The 17378-nt window shown below is 66.9% G+C and carries 17 protein-coding genes; 13 read left to right on the top strand and 4 right to left on the bottom strand.

The window, feature by feature from the left end; genetic code table 11:
• Positions 1 to 223 precede the first annotated feature (223 nt).
• From ACFV2X_RS42925 to ACFV2X_RS42905, 5 genes are all read left to right on the top strand, one after another.
• Positions 224 to 661, top strand: a complete 438-nt coding sequence (locus tag ACFV2X_RS42925; RefSeq protein ID WP_385626983.1) for an ATP-binding protein — start codon at positions 224 to 226, stop codon at positions 659 to 661.
• Positions 631 to 1524, top strand: coding sequence for a helix-turn-helix domain-containing protein (locus ACFV2X_RS42920; protein WP_385626868.1), 894 nt, complete (start codon positions 631 to 633; stop codon positions 1522 to 1524). The genes ACFV2X_RS42925 and ACFV2X_RS42920 overlap by 31 nt, the downstream gene beginning before the upstream one ends.
• Positions 1521 to 2408 carry a Scr1 family TA system antitoxin-like transcriptional regulator gene (locus ACFV2X_RS42915; protein ID WP_385626866.1) on the top strand — a complete coding sequence of 296 codons (888 nt, stop codon included), beginning with the start codon at positions 1521 to 1523 and terminating at the stop codon, positions 2406 to 2408. Before ACFV2X_RS42920 ends, ACFV2X_RS42915 begins: the two co-directional genes overlap by 4 nt.
• A 634-nt stretch (positions 2409 to 3042) precedes the next feature.
• Positions 3043 to 3480 carry a hypothetical protein gene (locus ACFV2X_RS42910; RefSeq protein WP_385626864.1) on the top strand — a complete coding sequence of 146 codons (438 nt, stop codon included), beginning with the start codon at positions 3043 to 3045 and terminating at the stop codon, positions 3478 to 3480.
• Between the two features lie 204 nt (positions 3481 to 3684).
• Complete coding sequence (locus ACFV2X_RS42905; RefSeq protein ID WP_385626862.1) at positions 3685 to 4050, top strand: hypothetical protein; 366 nt, start codon at positions 3685 to 3687, stop codon at positions 4048 to 4050.
• Positions 4051 to 4130: 80 nt separating this feature from the next.
• Here ACFV2X_RS42905 and ACFV2X_RS42900 read toward each other — a convergent pair whose 3' ends face one another.
• The 4 genes from ACFV2X_RS42900 to ACFV2X_RS42885 all read right to left on the bottom strand — a co-directional run bounded on the left by ACFV2X_RS42900 (position 4131) and on the right by ACFV2X_RS42885 (position 7849).
• Positions 4131 to 4493: a hypothetical protein gene (locus ACFV2X_RS42900; RefSeq protein WP_385626861.1), complete on the bottom strand. Its 363-nt coding sequence runs from the start codon at positions 4491 to 4493 to the stop codon at positions 4131 to 4133.
• Positions 4494 to 4627: 134 nt separating this feature from the next.
• Complete coding sequence (locus ACFV2X_RS42895) at positions 4628 to 5830, bottom strand: hypothetical protein (protein ID WP_385626859.1); 1203 nt, start codon at positions 5828 to 5830, stop codon at positions 4628 to 4630.
• A 323-nt stretch (positions 5831 to 6153) separates the two neighbouring features.
• The gene (locus tag ACFV2X_RS42890) at positions 6154 to 6771 is read right to left on the bottom strand and encodes a hypothetical protein (RefSeq protein WP_385626857.1); all 618 of its coding nucleotides are present in this window, start codon (positions 6769 to 6771) and stop codon (positions 6154 to 6156) included.
• 10 nt (positions 6772 to 6781) lie between these two features.
• On the bottom strand, positions 6782 to 7849 hold the full coding sequence (locus tag ACFV2X_RS42885; RefSeq protein WP_385626856.1) for an NlpC/P60 family protein: 1068 nt from the start codon (positions 7847 to 7849) through the stop codon (positions 6782 to 6784).
• 606 nt (positions 7850 to 8455) lie between these two features.
• On the opposite strand from ACFV2X_RS42885, the gene ACFV2X_RS42880 reads away from it, so the two are divergent.
• Genes ACFV2X_RS42880 through ACFV2X_RS42845 form a run of 8 tightly spaced genes read left to right on the top strand, consistent with a single transcriptional unit; the run spans position 8456 to position 17320 of the window.
• Entirely contained in the window at positions 8456 to 9079 is a 624-nt protein-coding gene (locus ACFV2X_RS42880) for a hypothetical protein (protein ID WP_385626854.1), read from the top strand.
• Between the two features lie 50 nt (positions 9080 to 9129).
• Positions 9130 to 9462 carry a hypothetical protein gene (locus tag ACFV2X_RS42875; RefSeq protein ID WP_385626852.1) on the top strand — a complete coding sequence of 111 codons (333 nt, stop codon included), beginning with the start codon at positions 9130 to 9132 and terminating at the stop codon, positions 9460 to 9462.
• 10 nt (positions 9463 to 9472) lie between these two features.
• A complete protein-coding gene (locus ACFV2X_RS42870; protein WP_385626850.1) occupies positions 9473 to 10237 on the top strand; it encodes a hypothetical protein in 765 nt (254 codons plus the stop codon).
• A complete protein-coding gene (locus ACFV2X_RS42865; RefSeq protein WP_385626848.1) occupies positions 10230 to 12005 on the top strand; it encodes a hypothetical protein in 1776 nt (591 codons plus the stop codon). Before ACFV2X_RS42870 ends, ACFV2X_RS42865 begins: the two co-directional genes overlap by 8 nt.
• Positions 12006 to 12008: 3 nt before the next feature.
• Entirely contained in the window at positions 12009 to 13541 is a 1533-nt protein-coding gene (locus ACFV2X_RS42860; RefSeq protein WP_385626846.1) for an SCO6880 family protein, read from the top strand.
• On the top strand, positions 13541 to 15085 hold the full coding sequence (locus ACFV2X_RS42855; RefSeq protein ID WP_385626845.1) for a type VI secretion protein: 1545 nt from the start codon (positions 13541 to 13543) through the stop codon (positions 15083 to 15085). Before ACFV2X_RS42860 ends, ACFV2X_RS42855 begins: the two co-directional genes overlap by 1 nt.
• On the top strand, positions 15085 to 16788 hold the full coding sequence (locus tag ACFV2X_RS42850; RefSeq protein WP_385626843.1) for a type IV secretory system conjugative DNA transfer family protein: 1704 nt from the start codon (positions 15085 to 15087) through the stop codon (positions 16786 to 16788). Before ACFV2X_RS42855 ends, ACFV2X_RS42850 begins: the two co-directional genes overlap by 1 nt.
• Positions 16781 to 17320, top strand: a complete 540-nt coding sequence (locus ACFV2X_RS42845; protein WP_385626841.1) for a hypothetical protein — start codon at positions 16781 to 16783, stop codon at positions 17318 to 17320. Before ACFV2X_RS42850 ends, ACFV2X_RS42845 begins: the two co-directional genes overlap by 8 nt.
• Positions 17321 to 17378: the final 58 nt, after the last annotated feature.

Raw genomic sequence — 17378 nt, 5'->3', positions numbered from 1 at the left:
GTGAAGACCTACGCCGGGGACGGGCCATGCGTAGAACCGCCAACGATCGTAAGCGACGTCAGGCGCTTGCCGACGCCTCCGTTACCGCAACCACGCCAGTGACCAGCCCGGGGCTCATAGCACCCGAGCCCCGCGAACTCCTGAACCGGCATGGCGGCCCGCGCGGCTTGGCGGTTGGGGCCTGGAAGACATACGTCGAACAGGGCGGGGCGGCGTGAACGCCATGGCCGGGCCGTCACCTGCTATCACTCGACCCTCTGCAATCGGAGCGCCGGCCTACACCGAAGTCCTGACCCGTGAGCCAGATTCCGCCGCCCGTGCCCGACGGCTGGTGCGGACCGTGCTGGAGACCTGGCACCTGCCCCACCTCGTCAACGACGCAATGCTCATCACCTCCGAGCTCGTCTCCAACACCATCAACCATGCCCGCGGCTCCTCTATTCGCTTCACCGTCACCCGCATCGGGGAATGCCGGGTGCGCATCGCGGTCGTCGACAAGAGTCACGCCAAGCCGGTCCTGAGGACTACCACTTCGAGCGAGGAGCGCGGTCGTGGCCTGGCCATCGTGGACGCGCTTGCCGTGAAGTGGGGCGTTGATCCGCTCCCTTGGGGGAAGCGGGTCTGGGCAGAATGCGCGCTCCCCTCGGAGGATGTCCAGTGATTCGTCGGACCGTGCCCCGAGCCTCCGGCGCGCCCGAGGCTCTGCCTGGAGCCACCCCTGAGAGCGTGGGCTCTGGCGTGGGTGCCCTCGACAGGGTGTCAGCCCTATTCGACGTCTTAGGGCGAGGCTCCGCCTCCCCGTCCGAGATCGCCGCTGCTACCGGTATCCCGCGCGGTACCGTGGCTCGGCTGATCCGGGCCATGACTGGTCATGGATTTGTCGCCCGGCTGGAAGACGGCCGGATCACCCTGGGGCCACGCATTGCCCAACTGGCGGCTGCGGCCGGAGGCGTTCCCCTGGCGGACTCAGGGGCCGAAAGGCTCGCCGCCCTACGAGATGCGACCGGCGCGTCTACCGTCCGTCTCTTCCGGCGCTGCGGTCCCACCGGGACCGTGCGGGTCTGCATCGCGGAGGTCCTAGACCTCCATGCACCGCACCAGTTGCAGCTCGGCGTACCCATTCCACTCCGAGTCGATCCCGTCACACAGACGTTCCTCGCCTGGCAGCGCCCGACGGACCGGCCCAGTCGCCCCTCGCGCGGCACCATCCCCTACACGGCCGACACGCTCGCCTGGACGCGCCGCCGGGGTTGGGCGCAGGGCTTCAGCGGCCAGGGCCACTGTGTCGCCACCGTTGCGGCACCGGTATTGGACCAGCGTCGCAGGCGGCTTGTGGGAGTCCTGGCGATCTCAGGTCCGGTCGCGGCTCTGACGAAAACCCCGGGCCGGGTCCATGGCAGAACCCTGATCGAAGCGGCGTCGGCCAGTGAAGTGATCAGCGAATGCCTGTACCGCAGCGGTGAGTCGGGGCAGCCCGTGAGCAGCCTGCATCTGCTGACGAGTACACGGCGGGGGAACGCGTGAGCCCGCGGTCCAAGACCAGCATCCGCCTCCCGCGTGAGGGCGAGGCTCCCGCCGCGGCGGCGCTGGTCGTGGGGGCCTACCTGCGGGCCCTCCGCCTCTCCCTCGGGCTTTCCGGCCAGGAAGCCGGGGAGGCCATCCGCTGCTCAGCTGCCACAGTGTCCCGCCTTGAGACGGGCCGCCTGCACCAGCCCGCGCATGCAATCGGGCTCATGGGGCGCTACGGCATCGATGAGCCACTCAGTCTTGCCGTGGTGCAGCAATTGCTCCAGGACTCCCAGACACACCGACACGTGATGTTCGACCCGGCGCCGGGGTGGCTGGACCGGCTCCACGCCTGCCAGCGTCAGGCGGAGAGCATGGTCATCCACACCGCGTACGCCATACCTGAGATAGCGCGAGTCCCGAGCTATCCGGTGGACGCGCTGACGCAACGCCTACGAGCTGACGTGCCGGTCCGCATCCCGCCACCTGGACCGCTGACCGGTGACACCGGCCAGACCGTGACACTGCTGCTCGACGAGATGGTGTTGCACCGACCCCTCGGCGACCCCTCGGTGATGGCGGACCAGCTCGCCCACCTCCAGCACCTCGCGAGCTCGGTAGGAGGCCCGCGAATCCTGCTGGTGCCTTTGCAGGCGCCGGTCATACCCCCCGCTGGCTTCCTGTCCCAGGTGACGCTCCACGGCCACGACCTGATCATCGAAGAGGGGCCGGCCTTCGCCTTCTACTACACCGGCGCGGAGATCTCGCCCCGGCGGCCCGGTCTCGAAGCTGCCCTTGCCGCCGGTGTGCCTGTCGAGCAGGTTGCGGTCTGCCTGGAGGGGGCGCGAGCCCGGTTCGCGGAGGAAGCTGCCGAGTGCGTCAGCGGCCACCGGCGGGCCTGAGAGATTCCGGCCACCTATCCGACAACGCCCCTGAAGGAGGGGAACCCTGTGAACACTCAAATTCTCCGGACTGGGGACGACCGCAAGTGGATCAGCCTCGGCATGCTGTTCGGAGGTCACTCCTACGAGGTCCGTAGCGGCCCGTTGACTGGTCCGGCTCCTGGCGAGGAGTTGCCCCCTCCCTTGGACGAGGGCGCGCAGGCCGAGTCGGCCGAGTGGGAGATGAGACAGGCCGGATACGACCTGGACGAGGATTACCCCGGCTCGCCCTCCATTCGATGGTCCGTCACGTGTTCAGCGTGCGGTGCCCCTCGCAAGGTGAGCTTGCAGTCCGTACGCCGCGGCGCGCGGTGCCGCTGCGGGTACGTGCCCTCACCCCGATAGCCGGCGGGCTGCTGTCTGTCCGGCCCCGACGGACGCACCCCTGACAGCGGCCCGCCCCCGGTCGCGAGCTTCGGCGGTCGGAAACCAGGCGAACGAAGGGAAACGTATGAGTGGGGCCGTGCCCGCCAGCCTCCTGCCGGATGCTCCGATTGGCATACGCAGAGCTGACGACACCTGGAATGCCGTCGCGACGCCGGATGACTGGGGCCACCAGGTCCTCAAGACTCTCGGTCATCACAGTGGCGCTGTCTTGCAGGACCCCGCACTCGGACATCTGGTGTGGTTCATCCCGCCGGGCGGCGCTGACATCTGGCCGGATGCGCAACAGATGAGCGTGGTCGTCTACCGGGCCGGGGACGTGCTGACCGTGCCCGGATTCAGCGGGTGGCGCGACGGCACCAGTTGGATCCACCGGCCGTCAGCCAGCCGGATGTTCACTGACCCGGGCACGCTGCGCATGGCCGTGGAGCACGTCGCCGGACCACTGGCTGAAGCCGAGGCGCTCGGCCCGGCGTGGGTGTGCTGCCGCTGCGGCAGACTCACGCGGGACCCTGTGCCGGTCGACAGTTGGGAGTCATTCAGCAACGGCCTGTGCAGGACCAGCTGGGCTTGCCGGCCGTGCTGGAGCGGCACCACCCAGGGTGGCGACGGCCGGCACCTTCACCTCGTACGCGAGGCACCGCAATGACCCCCGGTGCCGCACAAGTGCTGTACGTGGTGGTCCTGGCCGTGCTGCTGGTCGTGCTCGGCTACGGCATCACGCACCCATGACCGCCCACCAGGTCGGCGCCCGACGCCGGCCGAAGTGGGCCCAGGGCTCCGGCCGTCCGTCCGACCCCCGCGGGAGGGCGGCCGGAGCCGTCATGACACGACATGTAAAGGGGGCTCCTCCATGCCGAGGCGATGGACCACAGGCGAGTGCTGGCTGTGCGAGCGCACCGCGGTCCGGGTGCTCTGGCTCGGACCGGTCCAGTGGGATGGGGTCGGGCATGCTCCGTTGTACGCATGCGAGCCATGTCTCCGGCGGCTGGAGGCCAAACACCTGGCCGCCCTCATACGTGGCGGAGGATCGACGCCCCGGCGGCGGAGCTGGGCCCGCGCCGACTGCTGGCTGTGGTGCGAGCGCATCGACGTACCGACGCTGTTGCTTGGCGTGGTAGAGCGAGCCGGCCAAGAGGCCGCGCTCACCGTCTGCGACTCATGCATCCGCCATCTTGAGGACAAGGTGCGCGCCACTTTGGAGTACGTCCCCGCCTGACAGGCCCCCACCTCCCCGGTCGCGCTGACCCGAGCTTCGCCCGGCCGGGGCACGGGGCACCACACCGTCACCCAATGGACTCATTCCTTCGGCTTCTGAGTCCGTTCCGCTTCGACAGCCTCCTGACGGACGTACTCGCGCACGTTGGTGATGTTCCACGCCAGGTCGGTCGCCTGAATCGGGCCGCCCGTGCTGCCGTGAAGCGCGTCGTGCTCCCACAGCGTCAGCGCCGTCCGCTGGGCGTCCGATGCGGCGTCGGCGGGGTCGCTCCCAGTGAGCTCTGCCGCCGCAAGATGCCGTTGGGCGAGCACGGCGCGGCGCAGTAGATATTCGCGCTCCTGCTCCGGCGTGGTGGTGCCGGCCTGGTCACTGTGGCGCAGCGCCTCGATCATGCGCTGCACTTCGGCGGTCTCCCGTAGCAACTTCCACAGCTCATCGGACATCGACTGCACCTTCCTCATGGTGGGTGAATGTCAGGGTGCCGCCCAGGCCCCGGGCGGTAAGGGCTCGGTCGAGCAGCGCGTTCATCTGTCCTGGCGCGGTTGGTGGCGCGTCGTGACCGGCGCCAGGGCTCGGGTTAGGCACGGGCGATCTCCTCATCGGTGCCAGCCTCGCCGGGCGGTTCGTGGAGCTTATTGACGGCTTGGCGGGTCATGCGGGCAAGCCTGCCCAACGCGGCGTCACTGAGGTCAAGGCCATGCTGGCTCTCCCACGCGAACGCCCGGTACAAGCGGGCGTAGACCGCGGCCCGGCTGGCCTTCACCTGTTTCTCGGCGGCCGCGCGGGCTTCTCCGTAGGCGGCCAGCTCGTCGAGCACCTCCTGGCGGAGCCGGGTCCGGCGCTCGTGCGCGGCGGTCTTGGCGTCGCCGACCAACACGACGCCCTCGGCGGCCGCGGCCGCATGGGCCTTGGCGGGCATGGCCTCCAGCTCGGTGTCGGTGGTGTCGGCGGTCACGTGCACGGGATGCGTCGCGAGCCAATCGGCGGCGCTCAGCATGCGGCGGCCCTCGGCGGCCTGGGCGCGGTGCACGTACAGCCATGCCCGGGTGCCGACGAGTGAGGCGTCGCGGGCGTCGGGGGCGATGCCGAGGGCTTCGACGATGGCTCGGTTGTGACTCAGACCGGAGCGGTTGAGGTGCTCGGCCTCCCGGTCGAGCTGCTTGTCGTCGAGGGTGACCCACCTGGCGGAGGTGAGTTCGGGGTAGGCCGACACTGCCTCGGCCATGTCCACCAGTTCCGGGCGACAGCCCTTGGGCGGATGCTGGTGACGGCTGCACGCGGCTTTGATGTCCATGCCTGCGCTGGCGGCTTCCGGGCTCCAGTCGTAGCTGTCGGTGCCGGGCACAGGCCGCAGGTTCTCCAACAGCGTCTGGGCGAGCGGGGCGACCTTGCGGGCGAACGCGTTGCCCTCGTCGAGAGTGAGGAACGGGCGCTCAGCGATGTGAAAGTGCGCGTCAATCACCCACCAGATGACGTCCGGGACCTTCAACCAGTGGAAAGGGGCCCACAGGCCCTCGGACGGAGGGAAGTGCTCCTCAGCCGGGTTGCGGGCGACGCGCCAGTCGTCGCAGTGGAAATAGAACTCCCCGGTGCGCACGTGCAGCACGAGCTGTTGGTACTTCCCGGCGCCAGCGTGGATGCCGCCCTCCGCGTACCGGCCCTCGGTGTCGAGGTAGCGACGGGCCTTCAGCGGGTCCGGCAAGGGCGGCACCTGGTCGGGGGTGGTCTCGCGGACGGTCAGCCGGGCCGGCAGGGCAACGTCTTCCTGATCCTTCATCATGTCAATCAGATTGACATTTATAAGAGGGATGCGTCAACTCTGTTGACATGATTGGGTACCGGACCTCGTACGTGGTCGGATCCGCTGCTTCCGGTCCGCTCGCGCCACAGTTCCCCTAGCTGCTGTTTGAACTTTCGTGGCACTTCTCTGCTCGCGACGTTCGTCTCGCGCCCGGTCGTCCAACGGCTCGGCCGGCTCTACCTGCACGGTTCGTCTTCTCCTCCGCGGCCTTCCCCTTCCCCGCGCAGCTCCGTGCGCGGACAGCAAAAGCCCCCAGCACCGGGCCGAGGCGGATTCCAGCGCTGGGGCTTCCTCACCGAGTGCTATTGCCGTTTTGCTCCCATCCTGTCCAGGCGTGCGCGGACTTGCTGGGAGGCCTGGCTGTCCTCGCCGGTGACAACCGCCAACATGGCCACCAGTTCCGGGCCGAGCGCGATTGCCTCGGTGCGGTCCGTGATGCTTCTCCAGGTGTGGGCGGCACGCTGTGCGGATCCTTGCGTGATCGAGTGATCCGGTCCCCAGGCAGCCGTCTGCAATCCCGTGGTGTGCAGGTACCAGCGGGCGGCCACTGCCGATTGGCCCATCAGGTAGGCGATCCAACCGCGCAGTTCGCGGACGTTGATGGTATGCGTGTGGGCCGAGCCGAAACGAGCGGTGATTTCCTCGTCGAGCTTCTCTGCGTCGACGCCGGCCGAAGCGAGGAGCGCCTGATCCTCGGGGTCATTGAACGCGGCGGTGATGGCCGCGATCCGCTCTCCGTACTCCTCCGGGGGTGGTGGAGGCGCCGGCCGCTCCGCTGTGAGCGGGTGCTGTGGCTCGGCCTGAGCGGCGGCTTTCCCCTCGGTGCTTCTGGCGGCATCCTGCCCGGCGGCCCAGAAATCTGCTGTGACGATGCCCCACGGGCGCATCGGCTGATCGTCGTCGTGTATGGAGTGCCTCATCGTTTTGTGGTCACCAGTCCACTACCCGGATGACTTTGCTGATCCGGGTCATGTTGCTGGTGGAGTTGCGCCAGCTCTCGTACGTGACGATGCGGGTCCGTACTCCGGTCCGCGGTGCTTCGATGATCTTTCCATCACCGATGTACATGCCGACGTGGCCGGGCTCGGCGTCGGATCCGTCGGAGCCTGGATTGAAGACGAGGTCTCCGGGCTTGGGGTGGTCGATGTCCACCTCGCGGCCGATGTCTTCTTGGTCGAATGTGGTGCGGGGGATCGTTATTCCGGCGGCCTTGTATGCCTGTTGCATCAGCGAGGAGCAATCACACCAAAAGCGTTGGTCTTTGCCATGAGCGTTTGTGCAGTCCCCTCCCAGGTGATACCAGCCGCCCTTTTGTTCAAGTGCCCATGAAATGGCTTTGCGTATCTTGGCAGGGGCGTTGCCTGGAGTGTCTGCGGCGACTGTGTCGACGGTGGTAAGTTTGTCAACGTTCGCCATGATTATCTTGACGTAGTCGTAGGTCTGTCCCTGAGCGAAGGTTCTGGGAGGGACCCCGCTGTACTCGATGACACGCCCCCATCCGGCGTTGTATCCGGCGAGTGCGAGCTCGATCGGGCTGCCGTTGTATTCAGGGTGCTTCTTGGCTGTTTTCAGCAGACCGCACATCATCTTGCCCTGAGCCGGAATGGCATCCTCAGGATCCCAGACGTTCTTTTCTCCGTCACCATTTCCGTCTACGCCCGAACTCTTCCATGTGGCGGGCATGAACTGGGCTATTCCCTGGGCGCCTACTTCTGGCGATTCCGCGCGAGGGTTGAATTGTGATTCTTGCATGAGTTGGGCGGCAAGCACCGGCGCAGGAAGTCCGGCGTCACACTCTTCGGCAGCCTCGCTGATGAGTCCCGCGTATTGGGGAGGAACTGCTTCCTGGCCAATCCTCAGCGCCCCGGTGGTGAACTCAGGCCCGCTTGCCTCGTCCTCCTCGGTCGACGCCAGGAACACAATCACTCCGACCCCCAGCGCCAGCGGGGTTATCACGACCGCCGCAGCCCCGAACCTCAAGCCGCGCTTGATTCTCAAGTCCCCTCCGCCCCTTTGCCGTCCCTTGCCCCTCAGTGCAGCAGGCGCCCTTGGTGTTGCCGTTGGTTCTGGCCTGCAGACAGGGGCCCATTCTCACACCCCCGCCCTTCATCAAAGGCAGACCTCACGTACCGGTTCACCCGCCCCCGCAGATGCACCAATGTACCCCAATCGATCACTAATTATATGAAATCCTTGCCGCAGTCTCCGCATACTAAGCCAGTTGGCGTGACCCCACCACAAGGCGGCCCAAGTTAACGCATCTGTACCGGATTAGACTTCGACGGGCGCGCAACTTGATTGGCGCATGCCGCGGGGGTAGAAGCGGATACATATTTTTCTGGGGGAGCATTGGTCAAGAAGACTCAGCATGTCGTGATACCCCTGCCCGCAGAGGCACGTGTCACTGTTCCCGTGCTGGGTGCCGTCGGAGGAAGCGGCCGGTCAACAGTCGCCGGGCTGCTGGCCTACGCGCTGTCGCAACTGGGGTCAACAGCCGTACTGGATACAGGGCTGCGGCTCTCCTCACCATGGCCCTCGTGGCCCGCGGAGGCAGGGGCTGGCCTGGTCTCAATCCCTCCCGACCGCCCCGTCACACGCCGCCAAGTGCTGGCGGCAGCCTCACGCTGCGCGGGTCCCGAAGACCGTCACTGGTATGTGCTGACCGACCACCAGCAATGGAGCAGCTCCCCGCTGAACCTGCCCCATGCCCCGGAAGCCTGGTATCAGTTGGGCGCCGCCGGCGGCTGGCAGGCCCTCGTGGCAGACACCTCTCATCCCGTAGCCCATGACGTCGTATCCGCGCGCTGCGAGGGACACGGCGGCCTGACAGCGGCCTGGTGCTCGCTGCCGTTTTCGGTCCCGGTGCTGTGCACGGCCGCGACCGGCCAGGCTGTTCATGCGCTTCAAACCGCCGTCTCCGCGGCCGCAGCCGACGGATTGCCGCTGCAGCGCATGGTCTTGGCCGTGGTGGCGGTGAGCGAGGGGCGAATTCCTGCACCAGTCAGAGCTGCCATCACCATGCTTCAAGACCGCGTCTCCAGCGTTGTGATGGTGCCATTCGACCCGCATATCCGCGCCCACGGGATGACTCAGGTGGCTCGCCTCAAGCCTCGCACCCTCGGAGCCGGAACCCAGCTTGCACATAGGATCTTGGACTCCCTGCACAGCATGTGGGGCGATCCACTTCCTCCCGCCCCGGTCCCCGCTCTGGCGCCCAGCACCGACTGACCGCAAGTCCATCAATTTGTCCGAACCATCTGCAAAAGGGTATCTGCACTATGAGTCAGCTGCTTCACATCATGAACGAATTGCTCGCCGGGAAGGATCCGACGGAAACCCCGGATCCGATCGTGCCGGGTTACGAACCATCAGTCCCCGACCCTCTGAAGTCGTCGACCAGCACGATCCTGGGCTGGGCAGCGGGTCTCGGGATCGCAGCGGCTGTACTGGGCTCCTTGGTCGGCTGGCTGTGTGTTGCAGTCGGCCACAACACCGAGCGTGGAGCACTCGCGGCCCGCGGTAAGCAGGGCATCCTGTGGAGCCTCGTCTCCGGAGGTGGCATCGGAGTGACCAGCAGCCTGGTGCTCGCCTTCTACAACCTGACGAACTGAGCGAGTTCCCGTGGAATACAGCAGCAAGGCGCGCAAGGCACGGTTGCGGCTGGTGGGGATCAGCGTCCTGGCCGCGGCTGTAGTGGTCGGCGGGGGCGTTCTCGCAGTAGGCACCTTCGGAAGCTCCGAGAAGAAGGCGGACCATACTTCGCCGACCAAGGAGACAACCAGCCCCTCCCCTAGCCGGTCCAGCAGTCATCAGCAGAAGTTCACTCCTGCCACCGGTCCGCAGACTCCCCTACTGAAGCCCGCAACGACCAAGAATGGTATTGGCGTGGGCTTTGAGCACTCGTCACTCGGCGCCGAGTCCGCAGCGATTAACTACTGGCAGGACCTGGACATTCTCGATGACGGAATCACCCGGAGACAGCTGACCGCCGTCACGTCCCGCGACTCAATGGAATCCATTGACCAAGGGATATCCCAGGTGCGCAGTACGCGGGAGGACCTTGGCCTTCCTCCGTCAGGTGGAACTCCCGCCGGCATCACCATCTCCACTGTGGTCAAGGCATCCCTCAGCAGGTCTCTGGATGATGCCGGGGACGTTGTCGTGGTGTGGATGGTCTACGACCGGTACGCGACGGTTGCCGACAAGGGGGCGGACGATGCCCCCCTCAAGGACGAGGTGACCTCCGTCATCGTCAAGTGGCAAGACGGTGATTGGAAGCTGACCGAAGAGCCCAAGTACGTCAAGAAGAAGCGAGGCCCAAGCGCCTACGACCCGAACAGCACGTTCGCCTTCCAGGATGGATGGCGGGAGGTCGCGAGTGAATAGAGTCCTGGCCCGGCTCGGCACACTCTTGGCCGTCCTCCTGATCTTCCTGGCCAGCTCCACACCGGCAGCACTCGCGGCAGCGAAGCCTCCGAACCCTATCCCGGTGGAACTGACCGGAAAGAAGGTGGGGATCGACAAGAAGACCGGAGAATACTGCGATCGGTACGACCCGGATAAAAAAAAGCGCAGCCGGTGCCGTGCAGCCAAAGAATGTGAGGTGCCGGGGCAGACATGCAACGGGAAGGGCGCAGACTACAAGCGCGAAGTTGAGGCCCTTGAGAGGTGGCGGGCGAAGGCAAAGGTCGACTACACCCCCGCACGCTTCAGAGAGCTAGACATAGACATAACGAAGTGCGTCACAAAGAAAAAGAACAGCTTCAACCAGTGCCTGTCCCTAGCAATACTAGCTCACCCACACTTCAAAAGAATCGGCCCGATTGACTGGCTGACCGGCAAGATTTCCAAGGCCGCATCCGATGCTCTGGAAGAATCAGCGTCGCAGCTCGGGAAGTCGGTCATCTGGCTCCTCCAGGAGTTCGCATTCGAGTTCAACGAAGTCTCCACTATCTCCCTTGACAAGACCGGCATCGGCCGCGTCATGGGTATCACCACAGCCCTGTCGGCTCTGATTGCAACGTTCTTGCTTCTGATTCAGTTCGCCAAGCTCGCGGTCAGTCAGCGAGGCGGGCCTCTGGTAACAGCGGTCACCGGCCTCGCTAAGTGGGGTGTGATTCTGGGCGTCTACGTCCTGGCGACACAGGTGGCACTGACGTGGTCCGATACCTTCAGCACTGCGGTGATCAACCAGTCGTTTGGCGGGGATGGCAGTGATGACGCCGCCAAGGCTCTGCAGGAACGACTGGGGAATATGTTCGCCGGGCTGGTCGGCGGCAGCGCTGGAACTTCGCTGATCACCGGATCCGGGGTGGTAGCAGGGTCTATTGGATTCGTGATCGTTATCTCGATTCTGTGCATCCTGGCTGTGGGCGCCCTGTGGGTGGAGATGCTTGTCCGGCAGGCAGGGATCATGATCCTCGTTGTCACCATGCCGATCGCCCTGGCCGGTCAGATGTCGGATGCCACGCAAGAATGGTGGCCCAAGGCCCGGAACGCGCTCATCACGCTGATCTTGATGAAGCCGGTCATTGTTCTCGCCTTCGCTATCGGATTTGGTGCCATGTCCCAGGGCGAGGGTGTGCGCAACATCATCGTCGGCTTGATCATCTTTATCATCGCGGGATTCTCATGGCCTGCCCTGGCCAGGTTCATGACCTTCACCAGCAGCGGCGACGGCGGTAGTGCCGGCTCCGGGATGGTCAGCAGCCTGGGGTCAAGCGTGTCCTCGATGTTCGGCGGCAATCAGCCCTCGCTGGGAGGCCCTGGCATGGCCGGCGGCGGCACCTCCTACAGCAAGGCCCTGGAGGGCGAGAACGCCCGAAGCGCCAACGGCGCGGGATCCGGGGGCAAGTTCTGGACGCTTCGGTCCGGCCAGACCAAACACGACACCTTCGGGTCGCAGCTGAAGAACACCGTCGGAATGGGCCTGCAGCTGGCCGCGGTCGGCAAGGACACGCTGGAAAGCTCGGCAGTCAACACCGCCGCCAACGCCGGTCTCGGGCCCGGAACTCAAGGCGGCCGCCACGCGGTGGTACCCCAGCGCGACAGCGGCGGCGGCTCCGCGCCATCGGCACCCCCGCCCGCGCCGCCAAGTTCGCCGCAAGCGCCCCCGCCCGCCCCGGTCCAGCAGACATCCGAGGAGGGGAGCTAGCCCATGTCCGTATCGGCAGAACCGTCAGCCACCTACAGCGGGTGGCAGTCAGAGCGCTCCGGGTTCATGGGCAACCTCAGCGGCCTGGGATTCGTTCTCGTGGCCGCGGGTGCTCTCACCGCGATCGTCCCCATCTATCTCCGCTCCTGGGCGTCGGCGATCATCTGCCTCCCCGTGTCGGTTGTTCTTCTGCTCCTGGCGTACGGGCGGGTGCTGGGGCTGAGCGCAAACGAGTGGATCGTCCTCGCAGTTAGGCATCAGATTTCCGTGGCTACGAGAAAGAACCTTTTCCTCTCCGGCGTGTTCGCACCCCGGACCAAGGAGGGTGCCCAGCCGATGGACCTGCCGGGCACCCTGGCACGTCTGCACCTGCTGGATGCCCCCGACGGGCTCGGCGGTCAGCTCGGCGTCGTACACAACCCGGTCGCCAACACCTACACCGCCATCTGCCGGGTCACCTTCCCTGGCCTGGCGCTGATCGACACCGACCGCCAAAACACCCGCGTCCAGGCGTGGGAGACGCTCCTGCGCAGCCAGTGCAAGGAAGACGGTGCGATCACCCGCATCTCGGTGCACCAGCGCAGCCTGCCGGATGACGGCACAGCCCTCCGGTCGTGGACCGAGCGGCACATCTCCCCCGACGCGCCGGCGGCTGCGGTCGAGGCGCTGGATGAGCTGATGATGAGCGCAGGGCCTGCCGCGACCACACGCGAGACCTACCTGGCCATCACCCTGTCCTCCTCCCGTGCCCGCCTGGCGATCAAGGGGGCTGGCGGCGGGCAGGTGGGCGCGGCTGCGGTCTTGGTCCGCGAGCTGCATGCGATGCAGCCCACGATCGCCAGCGCGGGACTGAGCATCGTGGAGTGGCTGACTCCACGCGGAGTCGCGCAGGCGATCCGGACCGCCTACGACCCCGAGGCGCAACTGGCACTCGCCGGCCGCAATGCCGCGGCGGAGGATCCGGAGTGGAATGGCAGCAAGCCGGGCGTTGATCCCGAGCTGGCAGGGCCCGCGGCAGCGGAGACCAATTGGGGCGTCTACCGGCATGACGGTGCATGGACCGTCAGCTACCAGGTGCGCGGCCTGCCCAAGAGCGAGGTGTACGCCACGTTTCTCCAGCCGCTGCTCCGGCCCCGGCAGAACGCCCGCCGGTCGCTGAGTCTGGTCTACGAGCCGATCGGCCCGTCGCAGGCGCGCCAGACGCTGGCGCGGGAGAAGGCGAAGCGGGATGCCGCCCGGCAGTTGCGGGCGAAGACGGGCCGGGCCGAGTCGGAGGACGAGCGCCGGGAGGACGTCGCGGCACGAGACCAGGACGTGGCCCGCGCCGCGGGCCACGGTGTCCTGCGGTTGACGTGCCTGCTGGCGGTCACGGTCACCGATGCCACCGAGCTGGAAACGGCCTGCGCCGAGCTCCAGGCCGATGCCTCGCAAGCGGGCCTGGAACTGCGCCGGGCCTGGGGGGCGCAGGACGATGCGTTCGCCATCGCGGCCCTGCCGCTGGGGCAGGGGCTGCCCGACCGGAGGGTGGGTATCTGATGGCCTTGTTCTCCGGGCGCCGCGGCACCGACACCGCGCTGAAATCCGCGCCTCTGTCAGACCTGGTGGACGCTGCCGAGGCCCGCCCCGTCTCCCCTCAGCTCAGCGGCCGGGAGCTGCGCAGGGCCCGGCTTCTGGAAGACCCGAAGGCGGCGATGCGTATCGCCCCGCGGAAGGGCTGGCCTCAGCCCTTCGCCGGGCGTGCCGCCTCGCTCGCCAAGGCCGAGGTTTTCCGCGGCTCCAGCGAGCAGTTGTCCGGCGTCTACCCGTTCCTGCATGCCGCGAGCCTGCCGCCGATCGGCGTATACATCGGCTGGGACGTGATGACCATGCAGGCATTCAGCGCGCACCCGGCGGCCTGGGTCGGCGCTGGGCTGACCACGAATCCGAACGTGATGATCACCGGAATCCCGGGGTCGGGGAAGTCGGCGCACATCAAGGCGCTGTGCTTCCGCATGATGGCCCTGGGCACGCGCACCCTCATCGCCGGTGACGTCAAAGGCGAGTACCAGGCGCTGTGCAACCACCTCGGGGTGGAACCGGTCCGGCTCGGCCCTGGCCTCTCCGGCCGCCTCAATCCCCTGGACGCCGGCCCTCTGGGCCATGACCTGGACAAGATCACCGACAGTCGGGAGCTCACCGCCCGTCTGAAGGAGATCCATCGCCGCCGCCTGACACTCCTCAAAGCCCTCCTGGAGCTGCAGCTGCGGCGCAACCTCCAGCCGCAGGAAGAGGAGTGCCTGGACATCGCCGTCCGAGAGGTCACCGGCGAGCTGCACGGGCAGAGCCGTCTGCGGGTGCCGACCCTGCCGCTGGTCTACGACCGTCTCAAGGACCCCACCGAGACGATGGCGCGGGAGCTGCGCGTCCGCGGAGAGGACATCCAGCTGGCGCGGGAGCAGATGGCATCACTGCGCTCGGCTCTCGGCGGGATGATCACCGGTCACCTCGGCGGCATCTTCGATCAGGAAACCTCGATCGGCCTGGACTGGGACGCCCCGATTCAGAGCGTCGACATCTCTGCGCTGGAGCAGTACGGGGACGAGACCGTCGCCATGGTCCTGACGTGTGTGTCGTCCTGGGCCCAGTCGGCGATCGACCGGCCTGGTGAGCGCCCGTGGATGGTGGTCCGCGATGAGCTGTGGCGACAGATGCGCTCAGGCGGCAGCGCCATGGTCCGCAAGATCGACGCGGATCTGCGTCTGTCCCGGGCGACAGGCACCATCCAGCTTCTCGCGACCCATCGCCTCTCCGACTTCGAGGCGGTCGGCGCGGCCGGTTCCGAGGCCGTCGCCCTCGCCAAGGACCTGATCGCCAGCTGCGAGACCAGGATCCAGCTCGCTCAGGACACAAAGCCCCTGCACATGACCCGTGAGGCCATCGGCCTGACCGAGGCCGAATGCCAGCTGATCGGTTCATGGGGTGCTGGCGAGAGAGGCCGAGCCTTGTGGAAGGTCGGGCGAGGCGCCTCCCATGCGGTACAGCTGATCCTCTCCCACACCGAGCGGCGCCTGTTCGAGACGGACGAACGGATGGTGGTCTGATGTCCTCCAAGCCCGACAGCAGGGTGGATGACAGCACCTTCCTCGCAGGATTGGCCTTCGGCGTCGTGCTCCTCATGAGCGGCGTGATCCTCCTGGCCGCGCCCTTGGCCGGTCTACTCTCTGGACATGGGTGGCTGACGCCCAACCGCAGCGTGCCGGAAGCTGTGCTGCTATCCATCGCGAAAGGGCCATCAGCTGCCTACCGGCCAGCCCCTCCCGCGTGGCTGTTCTGGGCCCTGGTCACCGTCTTCATCGTGCTCCTGATCGTCGGCACCGTTCTCCTGCTACGCACCTTCGGTGGCAAGAAGAACCTGGGCGGCGCCCAGTGGGGCGGGGCGAAGACAGAACGGGAACTGACCGTCGACAGCGACCCCATCAACCGGCCCGACCGGATAACCGCTGGCCGGGGACAGCTCACGAAGAAGATCCTCGCCGCCGAACCGAACATCTCCGCCACGGTGTTCGGCACCCCGGGCTCGACGAAAACGACCGGGCTCGTGCTGGGAAACGCCGCAGAGTGGCGCGGGCCCCTCGTCGTGACCACGGTGAAAGCCGCCGACCTGGACGTGATCTACGAGAGCCGTCGCCATCTCGGACCGGTCTACGTCGTCGCGCCCGCGGGGCTCCCGGGCCACAGGACCGCCCGCTGGTCTCCCGTCGACTACGCCAAAGACCCCAGGTCAGCGGACCGGATGGCGGAGTGGCTGGCCAACGCGTCCACCTCCGGCCACGACAAGCGGGCCGCTCCCTGGATCGACCAGTCCCGCAGCATCCTCAAGGGCCTGCTGCTCGCGGCCAACCTGACCGGCGGCGGCATCACCTCATTCCGCCAGTGGCTCGCCCTGGGCAAGGACGCCGTTGAGAACGTCAAGGCGATCCTGGAACCGAAGTACCCCGAGGTCGCGCTGGACTACGCCCAGCCGTGGGTCACCCTGCACGAGGACGGCATCGGCTCCGTCCAGTTCACGCTGAACGTGATCGCATCCGTGTACCGGGACGAGGAGGTACGGGCAACCGCGTCGGGCACCGACTTCACAGTGGAGGACCTGCTCGATGAGAACGCCACCGTCTGCCTGGTCGCCGCGCCCAGCGATGCCGAGCGGTTCGCGCCGCTGCTGACCGCCATCATCGCGTCGATCATCCACGGCGCGGAGATGCGCTACAACCAGACCGGCAAGCCCCTCTCCCCCAGCCTGGGCGTCATGGTCGACGAGGCCGGCAACATGCTGCGCTACCCGCAGCTGCCCGGGGTCCTGACCACGGGCCGCGGCATGGGAATCACAGTTCTGACCGTCTGGCACGACCTGTCTCAGCTGCGTTCCCGCTTCGGGCACGACGCCGCCAACACGGTGCTGAGCGCCTCGGGTATGCGGATGCTGCTGCCGGGCTGCGGTGACCCGGAGACCCTGCGCCACTTCTCCGGCATCTACGGCAGGACCTACGTGGAGCGGACAACGAAGTCGACCGGCGGAGGGAAGAGCTCCTCGTCGACCACCCCGGTTGAGACGGACCTGGCCCCGGTGCACGAACTGATGCAGCTGCCGAAGTTCACGGCCATCGCCCAGTACAGCAACCTGCCGCCGGTGAAGGTGAACATGCGCCTGACCTGGCGGGACGAGGACCTGATCAAGTGGCTGGCGCGGATTGCTCCTCCGTCGCTGGCGAAGTCCGCCCCGTCAGCTGTGGAGGCTTTCGATGTCTGATCCCACCGACGTGGCGGAGCCGACCCCGGCGGCCGTGAACGGCCAGAAGCCCGAGCCGATCACCCGCTGGGTGTGGCGGGCCATGGAGTCCGACGAGCGCGAGACGCGGCTGATGGAGCTCACCGGCTGGGTCGACGAGTGGCTGATCAAGGCCCACCCCAAGGTGCATACGAAGATTCCCCGCTGCTGGCAGCAGCACGAGGACATCATCGAGCACTTGACCGCCCTCTTCCTGGGCTGGGTCCGCACCTACGCGGGCGACCCGGGCAAGCTCTCCCTCCGGGCCGAGATTGAGTGGATCACCTCGCTGCACGCACTTACCCCACACCTGAGCAGCCCCGGCTGTCAGACCAGCAACGTCCACCAGGATCCGCCACCGCGGGCCATGCCCGACGGCGAGGCCCTAGAGCAGTGGCTGGACAGCGAACCTGGGTTCCTCACCGCTGCACCACGCCATCCCGCGCAGGCCGAGCTGTCCCGGATGGTGGCCGCACAGCGGGCCGCAGATGCGGCTAAGGGCCAGAAGGGCTGACGAGCTCCCCAGCACAGGCGGCGGCGCCCCACCGGAAGAGATCGGTGGCTGTCTCTTA

Origin of the sequence: Streptomyces sp. NPDC059679 (genome assembly GCF_042734105.1) — a bacterium.
GTDB lineage: Bacteria > Actinomycetota > Actinomycetes > Streptomycetales > Streptomycetaceae > Streptomyces.
Note: the sequence above shows the minus strand (reverse complement) of the source record. Positions and strands in the feature narration are given on the sequence as shown.